Genomic DNA, 15,974 nt, shown 5'->3' on the forward strand with positions numbered 1-15,974 from the left:
AGCTACGGGCACAATCGGGGCCACTGGTGCAACTGGAGCTACGGGCACAACCGGCGCCACGGGCGTTACCGGGGCTACTGGCGTAACCGGAGCCACGGGCGTAACGGGAGCTACGGGCACAACCGGCGCTACTGGCGTAACCGGAGCGACTGGCGTTACTGGCGCCACTGGTGCAACGGGAGCCATGGGCGTAACTGGAGCTACGGGCGTAACCGGGCCCACTGGTGCAACTGGAGTCACGGGTGTAACTGGAGCGACAGGCGCAACCGGCGCCACAGGCGTAACTGGAGCCACAGGTGCAACGGGAGCTACAGGAGTATTCCAGCAATTTCAAGTATCCGTGAATACTCCTAACACCTCTGGGAGCTCTGCAATTTTGCTAACTGCAGCACCGACAACGCTTAAAACAATTACCGTTACGTCCATTCCTGCAGGGAGCAGGGTATGGTTAACAGGAATAGTTGGTTGGGAGGCGACTGCAGGAACCTCTTCTATTCAGTTACAGATTCTTCGTGGAGCAACTGTTATCTTCAGTACGAATGCCCATGCTGCAGCCAATAGTGCGTTTGCAACAACAAACGTTAACCACGTAGATACAACACCAGGGACTGGAAGTGTCACGTATTCATTAATTGCTGTAATGTTAGTGGGAACCGGTACGGCAGTAGGCGGAATAACTTTTACAGGCTCTTTAATCAATCCTTAACAAAGTGAACAAGGAGATTGTTTTGGGCATTGAGTGATGGTTTATAAAATTGCGTGTGAAACAGCTTACGCTTCAGCGGTAACAGCAGCAGTGGCAACAGCTCTGCAAGAGATGAATGCAAATATAGATGCAAAGACAGATGTTAACCATTTTGAGTTTAATCGTTTTATCGTTCAAGAAGGTCGTCTGACAGAAGCATTCCGCTTCGAAACTCAGCCTGGCGGTACTGCCATCATGAAGTCCTGGGAAGTAAATCAGCAAGCTTTAATTCGGGCGGTGCATGCAGCCAATCCGAATACGGTAGTCGTCATCGTCGGCGGGTACCCGTTTGCCGTGAACTGGGAGCAGGAGCATGTGCCGTCCATCGTCTTTACGTCCCATGCCGGTCAGGAGCTGGGGCATGCGGTCGCCGACGTGCTGTACGGGGATTACAATCCGGGTGGACGCTTGAATATGACGTGGTACCAATCCAGCAAGCAGCTTCCGGATATAATGGATTACGACATCATCAAAGGAAAACGGACCTATCAATATTTCGAGGGGGATGTGTTGTACCCGTTCGGTCATGGTCTCAGCTACTCCCACTTCAGCTATAGCGGCCTGCGTTAAGCCAATCGAACATCCGAGCCGATGGCCAAGTGACCGTCACGCTGGTTGTGAAGAATGAAGGTCATCTGCCCGGCGATGAGGTCGTTCAGCTGTACGTAAAGGCTGATTCCTCTCGTGTCATCCGACCTCTCAAAACCCTGAAAGGCTTCCGCCGCATTCACCTCCAGCCAAACGCTTCGGAAACGGTAAGCTTTGAGCTTAAAGCGGGGGACCTGGCCTTCTGGGATGTCACCCGTGATCGCTACTGTGTGGAGAGCGGCAGCTACACCCTCATGGTCGGACCGTCCTCCGGTCAAGTGGCTGAGACGGCCGTTCTTCAAATCGCAGGTGAAACCATTCCACCACGTTCCCTGCTGGAGCCCGTTCGAGCCGTGAATTATGATGACTATCAAGATGTCTTCATAGACGAATGCCGTGAAGGCGGGGAAAGCATACGTATGGCTGGTGATTCGGGATGGATCGCTTTCCATGACGTGAGCTTCGATGAAGCCTTCACCGCATTTGAGGCCAGGGTGAGCGGACACATCAAGGGCGGCGAAGTCATCGTAAGAACAGGCAGCCCCGACGGTCCCGAGGCCGGAAGCTGCAAGGTCCCTCCTACCGGAGGACGCCAAGCCTGGACAACCGTCAAGGCTCCTCTGACAGGATTAGCGGGAAGGCACAACGTATTTCTTGCCTTCACCGGCGAAGTACAGATCAGTTGGTTCCGTATAACATAGTGCTAATGGTGCAGTCTATGACCGTGTTCCTCGTCTCCCTGTAAACAAAGTGCACCCCTTCATTCGAACATTGGACCCGTCAGGGTTACCTTCATGTTCATATGATGGGGTGCTTTTTTAAACATCTATAATCAATGACACCTATCTTAAACGTTCGTGCCTTCCAGACGCTTCAGAAGTGCTTTCTGTTCTTCCTCATACCCCGGCTTCCCAAGCAGAGCGAACATGTTCTTCTTATACGCCTCTACGCCAGGCTGATCGAATGGATTCACTCCGAGCAAAAGCCCGCTAATTGCCACTGCCTTCTCGAAGAAATACACCATCTCGCCATACGTATAGGGACTAAGCTCGTCCAGCGTGACCACCAGATTCGGAACACCCCCATCAACGTGAGCCAGAAGCGTGCCCTGGAAGGCACGGCGGTTTACTTCATTCATCGTCATCCCCGACAGGAAATTCAGACCATCGAGGTTGTTGGCATCCGACTCCACCGTGATCTCACGGCGGGGTTTCTTCACCTGCAGTACAGTTTCGATCAGATCGCGCCGACCTTCCTGTACATATTGCCCCATCGAATGCAAATCCGTTGTGAAGTCTACAGACGCCGGGAACAGCCCCTTCTGATGTTTGCCCTCACTCTCGCCGAAGAGCTGCTTCCACCATTCTGACACGGTATGCAGATTCGGCTCATAATTCACGAGCAGCTCAATCGATTTGCCCTTACGATACAAGGCATTACGTACAGCCGCATACTGATAGCTTGGATTGTCGGCAAGCTCCGGGCTGCTGAAACGCTCGGCCGCTGCCGCTGCTCCCGCCATCATCTGGTCAATATCGATACCGGATACCGCAATCGGTAACAGTCCTACCGCAGTCAATACGGAGAATCTCCCGCCCACGTCGTCCGGAATAACAAACGTTTCATACCCTTCTTCGTCAGCCAATGTACGCAAAGCCCCCTGCGCTTTGTCCGTCGTGGCGAAGATGCGCTTGCGAGCGCCATCCTTGCCGTACTTGCGCTCCATATAGTCACGGAACAGACGGAAGGCAACCGCAGGCTCTGTCGTCGTTCCTGACTTCGAGATCACATTAACCGATATATCCTTGCCTTCCAGCAGATCCAGCAGATCCGAAACATAATCAGAGCTCAGGTGGTGCCCTACATAATAGATACGGGTATTACCCGCCATCTCATTATGGAACGAGTGCGATAACGAATCGATCGCTGCACGCGCCCCCAGGTAAGAACCGCCGATACCAATAACAACAAGGGCGTCCGATTGCTCGCGAATCGATGCAGCCGCTTGTTTAATGCGTGCGAACTCCTCTCGATCATATTGATGTGGCAGGTCCATCCAGCCGAGGTAATCAGATCCAGGGCTCTTCTGCTGATGGAGCATTTCATGCGCTGTGCGCACGAACTCACTCATATAATCCACTTCGCTAGCCTCCATAAAAGGCAGCGCTTGTGTATAATCAAAGGTTATACTCACCGTAAATCCACTCCCTATCCCAGAATATGATGGATCAATAGACGCACAGATCCCTTGCTTACTTATTAGCCGGAACGGATGCCCAGTCTTTCAGGAAACGCTCCAGTCCGATATCGGTTAACGGGTGTTTCCACAACGATGGCAAGAGTGAGCCGGGAATCGTTGCAATATCGGCGCCTGCAAGAGCAGCCTGCTCGACATGATCAATACTGCGCACACTGGCTGTTATAATCTCTGTTGTAAAATGATACTGCTTCATTATGGCCTTCAGATCACGTACCAGCTTCATACCGTCTACTCCGATATCATCCAAACGGCCAACGAACGGACTAATGTAGGTTGCGCCTGCTTTAGCAGCCATCAAACCTTGGGCAGCAGAGAAAACCAACGTTACATTCGTCTTGATCCCTTCCTTCGCAAGCTGGTATGTCGCTTCCAAACCACTCTCGGTGAGCGGCAGCTTTACGACGATATTCGATGCCCAGGTAGCGATTTCGCGTCCCTCCTGTAGCATCTCTTCCGTTGTCATGCCAATCACTTCCGCACTGACCGGACCGGGAACGAGGCGGGTAATATCCTGAATGATATCCTTGAACGGACGACCTTCCTTCGCGATAATGGATGGATTCGTTGTGACTCCGTCCACAAGACCAAGACGACTGATACGAGTAATTTCTTCCATGTTACCTGTGTCCAAGAAAAATTTCATGATAAATGCCTCCCTGTTTATATGGTATAAAAGCGTATTCGTCAAAATAGCGCTGCCTGCGCACGATTCGATTGCTTCAGGCTAGAGTCAACTCAGGCCAACCGGATTATTGCTTCTCAACCGCATGACCGCCGAATTCATTGCGCAGTGCTGCCACAACTTTGCCGTTGAACGTATCCTGATCCAGCGAACGGTATCGCATCAGGAGCGACATGGCAATGACAGGCGTTGACGCTTGAAGATCAAGTGCTGTCTCGACGGTCCATTTGCCTTCGCCTGATGAGTGCATCACGCCCTTGATTTCATCCAGCTTCGCGTCCTTGGAGAAGGCGCGTTCCGTAAGCTCCATCAGCCACGAACGAATGACAGACCCATGGTTCCACACACGGGCTACCTGTTCGTAGTCAAAGTCGAAGTCACTTTTCTCCAACACCTCAAAGCCTTCCCCGATCGCGGCCATCATCCCGTACTCGATGCCATTGTGCACCATCTTCAGGAAGTGGCCGCTGCCTGCTTCTCCCCCGTATAAATAGCCGTTCTCAACAGCAGTATCTCGGAAGATCGGCTCTACGTGCTGCCAGGCTTCCTTGTCACCGCCAATCATGTAGCTGGCGCCGTTCCGGGCGCCTTCCATGCCGCCGGACGTGCCGACATCCATGAAGTGAATGCCTGCCCCTCTGAGTTGTTCGTATCGGCGAAGGGACTCCTTGTAATGAGAGTTACCCGCCTCAATGACAATATCTCCGGCGGACAACAACGGCTTCAATTGATCAATGACCGAATCAACAACGGCATGCGGGACCATGATCCACATCACTCTTGGCGTCTCCATGGCTTGTACCATCTGTTCAAGGGTATGAACGCCCTTGGCGCCATAAGATGACATCTCTTCTACTGCTTGCTTATTCAGATCGAATGCAACGACATCATGTTGATGGTCGAGCAGGTTCTGCCCGAGATTCAAACCCATTTTGCCTAATCCAACTAATCCTACTTTCATGCGGTTTCTCTCCACTCATTATATTTTTCTACTGATGATGATATTTTATTAAACGACACTCACTTCAGGCTCTTCTGCCTCTCCGGCCGGCTCATCCTGAGCTGCTGCCAGCAACGCTGCTTCCTTATCCAGCCACCACGTATTCCCGTCCTGTCTTACCAGCTCATCCGAAGCGGAAGGACCGTAAGATCCGGCGGTATATGGATGCAATGGAACTTGATTCTCCGCAAATGCTTCAAGAACAGGCTGCACCCATTGCCATGCCAGTTCCACCTCATCCCAATGAGCGAAGAAGGAAGCATCTCCGCGGAAGGCATCATGAATCAAATTCTCATAAGCCTCAGGTATCTCTTGGGTCGCGGTGTAATCAACATGAATCGGCTCGATCCCTCCGCCCTTCGCCACATCCTTGCTATTGAGCTGGAAGGTAATCCGCTCATTCGGACTGATCTCGATCACAAGCAGATTCGGGCGCTCTGATGCGGAAGGGCCGGAATTGTCATGCTGGCCCATCGGATCCTTGAACTCGATAACGATTCTTGTTGATTTCTCTTTCATCCGCTTCCCTGTCCGTATATAGAACGGGACCTCATTCCACAAGGTGTCGTCAATCCATAAGCGGGCTGCAATGAAGGTATCATTCCTAGAAGATACCGCGATGCCTGGCTCCTCGGTATAACTCACGACATTCCGGCCGTTAATCGTACCGGTCTCATACTGACCGCGGACAACGGAGGAAACAACCTCATCTGTCCGAAGCGGACGAAGTGCCTGGAGTACTTTCTTCTTCCGGTACCGAATGTCTTCCGCCGTGCTTCCCTCAGGCAGATGCATGGCCACCATCATCAGCAGCTGGAGCATATGGTTCTGGAACATGTCGCGGATGGCTCCGGCTTGATCGTAATAGCCTGCCCGTCCTTCCAGGCCCACAATCTCACTCGCGGTAATCTGCACGCTGTTGATGTAGCGGTTGCTCCAAAGAGCATGCAGCACAGGGTTTTTCATTTCCAGCACTTCGAGGTTCTGAACCATCGATTTGCCAAGGTAATGATCAATGCGGTAGATCTCATCCTCAGCAAACGACTTGCTTAGCTGTTCATTCAATTCACGGGCCGAGGCAAGATCATGACCAAAAGGCTTCTCGATAATCAGCCGCTTCCAGCCCTCCGTATCGCCTAAGCCGCTCTGCTGGATATTCTGAGCGATCATCTCAAAATATTCAGGTGCTACCGACAGATAGAACATACGGTTCTGAGGAATATCCAGCTCCTGCTCTCTCTTCGTCACCAGTTCAAGCAATCGCTTAAAGTCCTCAGGCCGGGTCACGTCTAACGCGTGATAACGGATCGACTCCAAAAAACGATCGATATGCTGAGATGGACCATTTCGACGAGAGAATGAATCCAGCGACTGCCTTACGGCTTGCTGGAACTGGGTATCCTCAGTCGGCTTTCTCCCCATACCGATAATGGAGAATGCGGACGGCATCTTCCCATCGATATAGAGGTTATACAGAGCCGGGAAGATTTTGCGTTTAGCAAGATCACCCGTAGCCCCGAACAAGACAAAAGTTGCTGCTTCCATCAGAGGTCCTCCTTGATATATGAACGATAGAGCTATAATTAGTTCACATAAATAGTTAAGGTTACTATTAATAACCTAATTACTTTTTATAACTTAATAATTTTTATACAGCTCATATTACTCTTCCGTATTCCACACGTCAACCTCTTTTTGTCTAAATTGTGAACGTTCGAACTTTCACTATCTTGTTTACGCTTTATATGATAATGTATCCTGAATTTGCAACTTGAAATAACGGGTAACCTGATTACTTATCGTAAACTCATCATCAATTACAGGAGGCTGTCTTTTATGAGTGAACAACATCTAGAACGGGATTCGTTCCGATTATGCGAAAAGGTTGGGAATTGCTATCACCTGATCGGGAAAAAGTGGATCGCACTCATTATTCACGCTTTGCTGGACAAACCGAAGAGATTCAGCGAAATCCATGCCTGTATTCCCGACTTAAGCAAGCGGGTGCTGAATGAACGCATCAAAGAACTTGAAGACTACGGCATCATTCATCGCAATGTCATACCGACCAGGCCCATCCGTACAGAGTACTCGTTGACTGTAAAAGGGACCGAATTAGGGGAGGCACTTGCCACGGTCGAAGCATGGGCCGAAAAATGGCTATAAGTGAATCTGCCGCCGTAATGGCAACCCCCTCCTCTCCATTCGCATCCTCCAACCGTACGTCAAAGGCGTTCCATCTGCAGGGAGCAGAATGGAGCGCCTTATTTGGATGGAGGAACGTGGACAGTTGATTGATTGCTGTCACCATCCGGACAAGTGACCTTATGATTGGCTTAATTATTCGCGAATCGTTCCTGATCATATGAAATGAACCATTTCGGACGGTCATTTGTTTATATAACATAACGCGAAGAAAGGAGTGCCTTGGATTGACGGAACGCGAGTTATTCGATGCTTATAACAAGGACGTGTACCGCACCTGCTACTACATGCTGCGGAACGCACAGGATGCGGAAGATCTCTGCCACGACGTGTTTGTCACCGTATTTCGTCAGGAATGGAGAAACGTTGAGCATACACGTGCCTGGATCATGCGTATCACGATGAACCACTGCCTGAATTTACTTAGAAGGAATCAGACACAGCGGGAAAAACAAAGCCAGGTTCAATGGCTTCACGAGCAGACCACCGCATCGGTTAAATCCGTAGACACCATCGTATTGGAAAAAGCGGCAACAGCCGAATGGGAGAAACTGCTGAATCAACTTCCGGACAAGCTGATGGCCGTCATTACGCTCCGCTACATCGGCGAGCTGTCGATGACGGAAATCGCCGAAACCCTGAAGATTCCTGTAGGAACAGTTAAATCAAGGCTTCACAAAGCACTGAAAATCATGCGTAAAAAACTCGAACAAAATCACAGCATTTGGTTGAAGGGAGAGAAACAATATGGAACGCATTGAGAACAATCTGAAAGAACAAATGAAGGCAGAGAAGACCACGCCCTACCCGGATTTTGACCGGATGTGGAGCAGTATTCAACAGGATGAGCTGCGGGTCGCAGCCCGTGATACGGCTGCACTTCGCCCTCGAAAGCGAAAGCAAATCGCCATCGTGGCAGGGATATCCGTTGCATTGATGGCTACGCCGGTATATGCAGCCCTGTCCTACGATTGGTCCAGCCTGCTCTCCTATCGAGCAGGTATCACAAACGCCCTGGAGCAGGGCCTTGGTCAGACGATTGAGCAATCCGTTACGAAGGATGGCGTAACCTTAACCGTGCACACGGCGTTTATCGATGACAACCGGACTTTCCTGCTCTACAGTCTGGACCCCGGATCATCACGGATGGGAGTGCAAGCAGGGTTTGATCATATCGGGATGAAGGATCACATGGGCAACCCCATTGAAGGTAATTATTCCCACCAGTGGAATGAGGAGCTTGGTGTATTCCAGGGTTATTTTGAGACCGATTGGGTTGCGGATGGGAAGACGGCTGACGTTGAATTTTCACTGGATAATATCCGCTTTACGGGTGACGGGATGCATTCCATCAGCTTCGACCCGAACAACCCCAATACGCAGGAGTTCCAGGTTCAGAAGGACGGTATTGGCAGTATGACCCTGCAGTCTTTCGATCAATCCGGTGGAAATATGCTCCTGAAATCAGCCATTACGTTCACGGATCCTGAGATGAGGCACCGAAGCTGGGTGCGGATTCAAGCCCTTAATGACAAGAACGAGCCTATTAAGGAAGCCGAGACCCCTGTCTTCGGGACACCTGGTGCTTCTGGAGAATACTTGAGTCAACAAATATTCAAGTCGAACTCCATACGTGCTCAGGGTGTCCAGTTCCAGCTGGCTTACGACCGCACGCTAGGAACCGCTGAAGGCACATGGAGCTTGAATTTGGCCCTGTCCAAAAAACAATTAGAAAACGGATCATTTAAGGAGACTCTGAATATCCCGCTGGATCAGGTGCCTGGCGGAACGAAGATTCATGAAATGATTGTCACGCCAACGCAAGTGCGATTGATCCTGACCCACAAAGAGAAGTACACCCGCGTTCCTTATATGGATTATCAGCTGGATGTTGGCGGGACACTGCTCAACGGAGGTATATGGTATAAGTCCGGTTCATCCAACCAAACGGAGCTGCGGTTTGAAATGACCGGACTGGATGCAGCCTCTCTTACTAAACAACCTGTGTCCTTGATCGCCAAGCACCGTGTCGACGAATTTGCCGGCGACAAGAATCCGATCAAACTGACCGGCATCTCAGCGGAACATCAAAGCTTGACCACCACTATCGCGGGGTATCCGATCACATGGACCTACTACATGAAGGAGAATCATCTCTATGTGGAATCCTTGAGCTCCGATCCGGCGTTTGGCGGTATCAATCAAACCTATTATTTGGATGGTAAAGACCGGAGCTATGGGATGCCGGCCATGATCGGTATGCTTGGCAATGAGAACAATAAACATATGGACGTGTATGAGAATTTCGATCAGACTGAGCTCGATATTTACATTTCGAACTACACAACCCACAATCGAAACGACGCGCTGCGCGTTCCACTTAAGGCTGGGCAATAACCTATATAGCACACGTTATCGATGAGAAAATAACAAGACAAAGAAACCCGCTTAGATGGACTTGAGCCGTGCCCCGCAACGGAAGGCGCTTCTGTGAAGAAGTGCTTTACCCACGGGGGCTCGTTCTCGACTCCAAAGGGGTTTCTTTTTTTTTCTTATAATCCACGTCACAATCCTGCCCGGTGAACTGTCATATGGTTGAACATCAAATTTATACCGTAAAGGGGAACTGAACATGGAACTGCGAATGAATTACCGAACGGCCAATCCCGATGCCTTCAAGACGCTGCTAGCCCTTGAACAAGCCGTGCAAAAGAACGGGCTGGATCACAAACTGTACGAGATCATTAAACTCCGCGCATCCCAGATCAACGGCTGCTCCTTCTGTGCAGATATGCATTCCAAGGATCTGCTGGCCATGGGTGAGAGCGTGGATCGGCTGCTTCTGCTGCCGATGTGGCGAGAGGTTCCGATTTACTCCGAAGCGGAGCGTGCGGTCATCGAATTGACGGAATATGTGACCAAGCTGTCTGAGGCAGGGGTTCCCGCCGAGGTGTACGAACGTGTGCGGAAGCATTTTGACGAGAAGCAATACGTCGATTTAATTATGGCGATCACAACGATTAATGCCTGGAACCGGATCGGCGTTGCTACGGGCCTGTTCCCGGGCTGTTTTGATTAAAAAGCCGCAATTTGTCGGGATTGACCACCAGAAAAATCTGGCGGATCCGGGATAGGTCGGGCTCCCAATCGACTGTAAGCACCATGGAAACCCTGCCATTCCGTCTCAGCAGCAAACCGGGCTCTCCGTTGACGGAAACGGGTTCAAACCCCTCCCGGAATGAGCCCTTGGCGTACAATCCTTCGAAAAAAGCACATACCCGTTTCACACCCAATATCGGATTGAGGGCTGCCCGAGTCTTGCCGCCTCCATCCGAGAGCAGGGTAACCTCTTCTTTCAGCAATGAAAGCAGCGGCTTAAATTGGCCCATATCGGACGCTCGCAGGAACGCTTCAACGAAGCGTTCCTGCATTTCTGTCCGGGGTCCAGCGCCGGCTGGATCCTCGCGGGCAGGCCCCATCTTCTGCCGCGCCCGGCTGAAGGTCTTGCGGCAGCTTACCTCCGTCTTTCCCAGCATTTCCGCTATGACCTCATATTCGAGGCCCAACGTTTCCTTGGCGATATAAATGGCTCGCTCCAGCGGCGTTAATCGCTGAAGCAGCACAAGGTACGCATACCCAATATTCTCGCGGCGTTCCGCAGGATCGGCGCGTGTCAGCATATCATAGTCAGGCATCGGCTCCGGCAGCCAGGGACCTGTATACGTTTCGCGCTGCCGTCTGGAGGATTTCAGCAGATTGATACAGCGGTTGGTTGTCATTTTAGCCAAATAGGCCTTCTCGTTCACAATGTCTCCCCGGTCCAGCCCCATAAAATGTGAAAAAACATCCTGCACGATGTCCTCCGCATCCGCTGCATTTCCCAGCATCCGGTAAGCAAGGCCAAACATCATCGGCTTGTACTGCGCATAGATCTGATCCAATAACATAAGGCACACCTTCTCACTCTGTATATTATGGCATGAACACCAATACCAACATGACAGATGAACGCCGCGATCTGTGACATCTTGACGTTCTTCATCGGAGTAGTTTGGCTCACATGTGGATGCAAACCTTATCTGTAATAATCCGCCGCGATCGAGTGAACACGAGATGATCTTCGGATAATATCGCAGTCAGTCCCCTCTTTTTGCATATAGCGTCACCTTTTCTATATAGTATACGAAAACTTAAACCCTACTCTATGCGTATTCCCTGATCCATGAAAGGGGCCATTTTGTCAGAGAATTTTAAGGTCAGTGGAGGCGAGAGACCATTATCCAATATGTAAATTGTGACAACCATCGATAAATCTATCGACATTTGGGTAATTTTTAAATAACATATGTGATGACTCATCACAGCGTACAGGTTTATGAGCTTAGAAAGTAGGTTAGATATGAAAAACTCCACTCCCTTACGCCGCGTTGAACTCGGATATTTCCTGCTGATTGCTCTTGCCATGGTCCAGCAACTGATGATTTACTGGAACATTTACGTAAACCAAACGTTTACTTTCACGGAATTCATGTTCAGCATTGGCACCCTTGCCGCCCTGTTGATCGGTTTTTTTCTTCCGGTAGGGGTTTCGACGGTTACGGTCTTTGTGTTTCTTGTCACTTATTTTGTATGGCTATCCACCTTGGCTCCCGTCAATGCACTCACGCTGTCCTGGATTCTGCTCCTGCCCGCCAATACCGCTGTTGCGATTCTCATCAAGCTGGCCCTTGTCCGAAGCCGGAGGTTTATTAAACGTCTGGAGCAATTAAGAAAAACCAACCCGGATATCGATATTGACACTTCCCTGGGAAGTAAAGATGCATTCGAGGACACACTAATGAAACAAGCCAATTTGGCCAATCGGTATTCGGATCAATACGGATTTTGCATCGTGATGTTCAAACTCGATTTTCTCCCCTTAACCAGGGAATCCGTCGGCTCACACCGCTTTGCCAAACTGATTATGGAGTTATCCCGCACCATTCAGAAGCAGATTCGCTACGAGGACTATAAATTCTCCATTGGTGAAGGGCGTTTTATCATCCTGTGCCCCCTCACCAAGCCAGAGTACCTCAAAAGCTTGATGGAACGCATCAAAATCGCCATGATGAACGTGCCCTTCCGCGATAAAAAAGGAATGTCGCTCAAGCTGGTGGTTCGCGCCGGTGGCCTCGTATTCCAGAAGGAACAATTCAGCAGGTACGAAAACATCGATGACATTATCTCCGCATTAGAACGAAATACGGAAACCGACTTGATCGGGGAGTATATTTAACCCGTTTACAACATGATTATAAGGAGGCCTACGATCCGATGGCGTACACCAGCTGGTTTATCCCTCTATGCATCGGGGTCAGTATCGTTTTCTTCATTTCCATCCTTCTTCTTACGGTGGCGACCTTAAGCTTCCGGTCAAAAATCAAACGAAAGTACGATCGGGGGAGGTTCAGTGACTGACTTTTTGCTGGTCATCTCGATCATCAGTATATGGGTTGCCGTTCTGGAATCCATCATTATTATGGCCGGCGCGATTCTGTTCATTCATAAACAAAGCCGTCAGAAGCTGGTCAACCCCAGCAATCTGGAGGATTTCCCAACCGTAACGGTTATGGTGCCCGCGCATAACGAGGAGCTGGTCATCCAAGCAACGGTCGAGCACATTCTGCAGATGAATTACCCTCATCACAAAATGCAGCTGATTGTCATTGCCGACAATTGCAAAGATCATACGGCCGAGCGCTTACGCGCATTAAAAGCCAATGAGCGCTACCCGGACCGCAACTTTATCATCTTGGAGAGAACCGGAACCGGCGGCAAGTCGGGGGCCTTGAACGATGCGCTCAAGCAGGCCACAGGCGAATGGATCTGTGTCTATGATGCGGATGCCGCGCCTGAGAAGAATGCGCTGCTGTTCCTGACGCAGAAGGCGATGGAGGAGCCTGAACGCTATGGTGCGGTCTTCGGACGCAACAAAGCCCGAAATCGCGGACAGAATTTTCTGTCCCGCTGCATCAATCTGGAGCTGGTTACCATTCAGCGCGTGCACCATACCGGTCTATGGCAGCTTTTTAAGCTGGGTACCATTCCGGGCACGAACTTTATCGTGAAGACTGGGCTGATCCGGGAAATCGGCGGATGGGACGAACATGCGATTACAGAGGATACCGCTATATCGTTCGAGATTCTGACACGAGGACAGCTGATTGCGCTGGCTCCGCAAGCTGAGGCTTATCAGCAGGAGCCCGAGGATCTGAAGGTCTACATGAAGCAGCGCGAACGCTGGGCCAAAGGAAACTACAGCGTGGTTACCGATAATATTCATCACCTGTTTGACCGGACAAGCTGGCGGATCAAGCTGCACGTGCTGTATTACGCGGCCAGCTACTTCTGGTTCATGATTGCCATCATCATCTCGGATATCATCTTCGTCGCAAACATCGTGTACCAGATCATCGCGCTGTTTAATCCGGCTGTGGTCTCTCCCTTCCGGTTTGAGGGGGACGTGTACATGTACCTGATCATTGCATGGGCGTTAATGTATTATATCTACGTCCTCCAGATCAACCTGGCGCTCGCCACGGACATTGGTCAGAGCAACACACGCAACTTCATTCTATCCTGCGTATCGTATTTCACCTACGCCCAGCTGTTTCTGGTTATATCCATCAAAGCCTTTGTCTCCATGATGAGGGACAAGATCAAGGGCAGAGAGTCCAAATGGTATAAAACCGAGCGGTTTGGATGATTAGGCGTATGCTGATCATGAAGAAAGAGCGAGTTAGTGGGGCATTCCCCTCCTGACTCGCTCTTTTTTTTCGTGCATTTTAACTCCGTATTAGACATGTTTATTCTTCAACAGGCAGGTGGAATTCCAGTTCAGGTATATATGTTTTTTTATGCTCTGAACTATACACATAAGGTCTGACCGTGATGGATTTCGGTTTGGTTGGGAACGGTTCGTACATGAACGTGAATGTAAGATGGCTGCCGGAGCCGCTGCCCATGGCACCAAGGGATTTGGCTATTTCCCCCTTCTCGTTCATCACCTCATAATCAATATTTATGAAATCTTCCACTTTATATTGATCAGGAACAGATTCAATGAACTCCTTAAGATCCTGGCCTGGCTTACCCGTGATGCTAACTATCATTTGCATTGTGGCAGGGGTAATTTTAAAGCTGCTGATCTCCATATGGATATTGTCATGTATTTTAGGCTCCTCCGATTTAAGGACCGCACGATCCGCAGCGCTATTTTTGACCGGAATGCTGAATCTAAACGGCTCCGATACGCTGATGTCTCGAATAACGACCTCTAATGTGAACTCGTCGGGCAGTCCCTCTGGCGACAAGGTCACGATATCCGAATTCGGCGCGCCATCCCCTACTCCTGTAATGCTGTAACCGTAATTCCCCAGTTCCTCCCCATCCACGTAAAATTGGACCCCATTCACGTCCCCTCGCTGACTGGCCTTACTTCCTAATTGACCAAACGATTCATTCTTGCCATCGATGGTCTGCCGGGTCAATACCATTGAAATACGACTTCCGTCATACATCAATTCTGATATGCTTATCGTAATCCCATCATGGGCAACACTCTGTTGAACTTCCGTTATCATGCCCTGTCGGCTAGCTGTTTTTAACCCTTCATCCCCGTCATTCAGAAAAATGCTACCTAAAACCGGTATGTTTTTTAGAGCTTCGGCCATGACCGGGGAGATGAAACCCGATCCGATAATCAGTAACCCCGACGCCGCCACAGCCACCAACAAACCAGTCCAATATCGCTTTTTTCGAACAGGAGGACTATTCTCTATAATCCGATAAGTATGGTCTAAACGCATACGGATCGTATCCGGTAACTGCTGAACTTCCCCTGCTTCATCCTTCGCCTGTTCAAGTTCGTGATTAAGGTCATGGTTCATACGTTAACCTCCCCTTCTTTATGATTGGTAAGCCATTCTGATAATGTAACCCGAGCCCGGTGAAGACGCGTCTTAACAGCACCTTCGTTCAAATCGAGCATTTCCGCAATCTGTCGTAAAGGTAAATCCCGAAAATAATGCAGGATAATGATGGTGCGAGACACCTCCTCCAGTCTGTACACGGCTTCGCGCAGATCGATCCTAACCTCCGGGTTCGGTGTATCATATTGGGCTTCATCCAGGTTTAACAAGGGAATCATGCTGCTTCTTCTTCGGATGATAGTGTTGCATTCATTGATCAGGATGCGAAACAGCCATGTTTTGAAGAAGGACGGTTGCCTTAAACTCGGGAGCGATTTATAAGCTTTCAATATGGCTTCCTGCATGGCATCTGCACAATCCTCATCGTGCGGAGAATGGCCTTCGCTATGCTGTACATTTGCAATTCTAACGGTTTAATCAGATTAATAAATGCCTCATGATTTCCATTCTTGGCGAGTTTAATCTCTGAATCTTGCTCCAATTCCAAAGCATAACCTCCCTTCAGAGCATCTTCGTTAACCAGA

16 protein-coding genes and 1 pseudogene are annotated in these 15,974 nt (G+C 49.9%); 9 read left to right on the plus strand and 8 right to left on the minus strand.

The window, feature by feature from the left end:
• From PGL02S_RS28500 to PGL02S_RS28985, 3 genes and pseudogenes are all read left to right on the plus strand, one after another.
• Positions 1-706 (plus strand): annotated as a pseudogene (locus tag PGL02S_RS28500) (collagen-like protein); the annotation flags it as partial.
• A 36-nt stretch (positions 707-742) separates the two neighbouring features.
• A complete protein-coding gene (locus tag PGL02S_RS28980) occupies positions 743-1,315 on the plus strand; it encodes a glycoside hydrolase family 3 protein (protein WP_228029895.1) in 573 nt (190 codons plus the stop codon).
• Positions 1,316-1,362: 47 nt separating this feature from the next.
• The gene (locus PGL02S_RS28985; RefSeq protein ID WP_255308671.1) at positions 1,363-2,034 is read left to right on the plus strand and encodes a fibronectin type III-like domain-contianing protein; all 672 of its coding nucleotides are present in this window, start codon (positions 1,363-1,365) and stop codon (positions 2,032-2,034) included.
• Positions 2,035-2,180: 146 nt separating this feature from the next.
• Here PGL02S_RS28985 and PGL02S_RS26595 read toward each other — a convergent pair whose 3' ends face one another.
• From PGL02S_RS26595 to zwf, 4 genes are all read right to left on the minus strand, one after another.
• Complete coding sequence (locus PGL02S_RS26595; protein ID WP_036636503.1) at positions 2,181-3,527, minus strand: glucose-6-phosphate isomerase; 1,347 nt, start codon at positions 3,525-3,527, stop codon at positions 2,181-2,183.
• Positions 3,528-3,585: 58 nt separating this feature from the next.
• A complete protein-coding gene (fsa, locus tag PGL02S_RS26600) occupies positions 3,586-4,236 on the minus strand; it encodes a fructose-6-phosphate aldolase (protein ID WP_036636496.1) in 651 nt (216 codons plus the stop codon).
• 106 nt (positions 4,237-4,342) lie between these two features.
• Entirely contained in the window at positions 4,343-5,236 is an 894-nt protein-coding gene (gene gnd / locus PGL02S_RS26605; RefSeq protein WP_036636495.1) for a phosphogluconate dehydrogenase (NAD(+)-dependent, decarboxylating), read from the minus strand.
• A 48-nt stretch (positions 5,237-5,284) separates the two neighbouring features.
• On the minus strand, positions 5,285-6,820 hold the full coding sequence (gene zwf, locus PGL02S_RS26610; protein ID WP_051449077.1) for a glucose-6-phosphate dehydrogenase: 1,536 nt from the start codon (positions 6,818-6,820) through the stop codon (positions 5,285-5,287).
• A gap of 291 nt (positions 6,821-7,111) precedes the next feature.
• Here zwf and PGL02S_RS26615 point away from each other — a divergent pair, with 291 nt between their 5' ends.
• The 4 genes from PGL02S_RS26615 (at position 7,112) to PGL02S_RS26630 (ending at position 10,559) form a co-directional block, all read left to right on the plus strand.
• On the plus strand, positions 7,112-7,441 hold the full coding sequence (locus PGL02S_RS26615; RefSeq protein ID WP_036636490.1) for a winged helix-turn-helix transcriptional regulator: 330 nt from the start codon (positions 7,112-7,114) through the stop codon (positions 7,439-7,441).
• A 266-nt stretch (positions 7,442-7,707) separates the two neighbouring features.
• On the plus strand, positions 7,708-8,241 hold the full coding sequence (locus PGL02S_RS26620; RefSeq protein ID WP_036636487.1) for an RNA polymerase sigma factor: 534 nt from the start codon (positions 7,708-7,710) through the stop codon (positions 8,239-8,241).
• Positions 8,228-9,877, plus strand: a complete 1,650-nt coding sequence (locus PGL02S_RS26625) for a DUF4179 domain-containing protein (RefSeq protein WP_036636485.1) — start codon at positions 8,228-8,230, stop codon at positions 9,875-9,877. The genes PGL02S_RS26620 and PGL02S_RS26625 overlap by 14 nt, the downstream gene beginning before the upstream one ends.
• 235 nt (positions 9,878-10,112) lie before the next feature.
• Positions 10,113-10,559 (plus strand): carboxymuconolactone decarboxylase family protein, encoded by a 447-nt coding sequence (locus PGL02S_RS26630; RefSeq protein ID WP_006207754.1) that lies wholly within the window; start codon positions 10,113-10,115, stop codon positions 10,557-10,559.
• On the opposite strand, the gene PGL02S_RS26635 is transcribed toward PGL02S_RS26630, so the two are convergent.
• Positions 10,528-11,427: a sigma-70 family RNA polymerase sigma factor gene (locus PGL02S_RS26635; protein WP_036636483.1), complete on the minus strand. Its 900-nt coding sequence runs from the start codon at positions 11,425-11,427 to the stop codon at positions 10,528-10,530. The two genes, PGL02S_RS26630 and PGL02S_RS26635, sit on opposite strands and share 32 nt — an antisense overlap.
• A 452-nt stretch (positions 11,428-11,879) precedes the next feature.
• Between PGL02S_RS26635 and PGL02S_RS26640 the strand changes: the two genes are divergently transcribed.
• Both PGL02S_RS26640 and PGL02S_RS26645 read left to right on the plus strand, forming a co-directional pair.
• Positions 11,880-12,755, plus strand: a complete 876-nt coding sequence (locus tag PGL02S_RS26640; RefSeq protein WP_006207752.1) for a GGDEF domain-containing protein — start codon at positions 11,880-11,882, stop codon at positions 12,753-12,755.
• 174 nt (positions 12,756-12,929) lie between these two features.
• Positions 12,930-14,225 carry a glycosyltransferase family 2 protein gene (locus PGL02S_RS26645; RefSeq protein WP_036636481.1) on the plus strand — a complete coding sequence of 432 codons (1,296 nt, stop codon included), beginning with the start codon at positions 12,930-12,932 and terminating at the stop codon, positions 14,223-14,225.
• A 100-nt stretch (positions 14,226-14,325) separates the two neighbouring features.
• Here PGL02S_RS26645 and PGL02S_RS26650 read toward each other — a convergent pair whose 3' ends face one another.
• From PGL02S_RS26650 to PGL02S_RS29065, 3 genes are read right to left on the minus strand one after another with little or no spacing between them, the layout of a single operon-like run.
• Positions 14,326-15,408: a DUF4179 domain-containing protein gene (locus PGL02S_RS26650; protein ID WP_036636479.1), complete on the minus strand. Its 1,083-nt coding sequence runs from the start codon at positions 15,406-15,408 to the stop codon at positions 14,326-14,328.
• Entirely contained in the window at positions 15,405-15,794 is a 390-nt protein-coding gene (locus PGL02S_RS26655; RefSeq protein ID WP_306766007.1) for a sigma-70 family RNA polymerase sigma factor, read from the minus strand. Before PGL02S_RS26655 ends, PGL02S_RS26650 begins: the two co-directional genes overlap by 4 nt.
• Entirely contained in the window at positions 15,776-15,937 is a 162-nt protein-coding gene (locus PGL02S_RS29065; RefSeq protein ID WP_306766006.1) for a hypothetical protein, read from the minus strand. Before PGL02S_RS29065 ends, PGL02S_RS26655 begins: the two co-directional genes overlap by 19 nt.
• Positions 15,938-15,974 lie beyond the last annotated feature (37 nt).

The sequence above is a fragment of the Paenibacillus glucanolyticus NBRC 15330 genome, assembly GCF_004000885.1.
GTDB classification, from domain to species: Bacteria; Bacillota; Bacilli; order Paenibacillales; family Paenibacillaceae; genus Paenibacillus_AQ; species Paenibacillus_AQ glucanolyticus.

What these genes read in the sequence shown, in the direction of transcription:
- PGL02S_RS28980 (WP_228029895.1), top strand. Translation starts at nt 743, where the DNA reads ATGGTTTATAAAATTGCGTGTGAAACAGCTTACGCTTCAGCGGTAACA.
- fsa (WP_036636496.1), bottom strand. Translation starts at nt 4,236, where the DNA reads ATGAAATTTTTCTTGGACACAGGTAACATGGAAGAAATTACTCGTATC.
- gnd (WP_036636495.1), bottom strand. Translation starts at nt 5,236, where the DNA reads ATGAAAGTAGGATTAGTTGGATTAGGCAAAATGGGTTTGAATCTCGGG.
- zwf (WP_051449077.1), bottom strand. Translation starts at nt 6,820, where the DNA reads ATGGAAGCAGCAACTTTTGTCTTGTTCGGGGCTACGGGTGATCTTGCT.
- PGL02S_RS26615 (WP_036636490.1), top strand. Translation starts at nt 7,112, where the DNA reads ATGAGTGAACAACATCTAGAACGGGATTCGTTCCGATTATGCGAAAAG.
- PGL02S_RS26625 (WP_036636485.1), top strand. Translation starts at nt 8,228, where the DNA reads ATGGAACGCATTGAGAACAATCTGAAAGAACAAATGAAGGCAGAGAAG.
- PGL02S_RS26630 (WP_006207754.1), top strand. Translation starts at nt 10,113, where the DNA reads ATGGAACTGCGAATGAATTACCGAACGGCCAATCCCGATGCCTTCAAG.
- PGL02S_RS26635 (WP_036636483.1), bottom strand. Translation starts at nt 11,427, where the DNA reads ATGTTATTGGATCAGATCTATGCGCAGTACAAGCCGATGATGTTTGGC.
- PGL02S_RS26640 (WP_006207752.1), top strand. Translation starts at nt 11,880, where the DNA reads ATGAAAAACTCCACTCCCTTACGCCGCGTTGAACTCGGATATTTCCTG.
- PGL02S_RS26650 (WP_036636479.1), bottom strand. Translation starts at nt 15,408, where the DNA reads ATGAACCATGACCTTAATCACGAACTTGAACAGGCGAAGGATGAAGCA.
- PGL02S_RS26655 (WP_306766007.1), bottom strand. Translation starts at nt 15,794, where the DNA reads ATGCAGGAAGCCATATTGAAAGCTTATAAATCGCTCCCGAGTTTAAGG.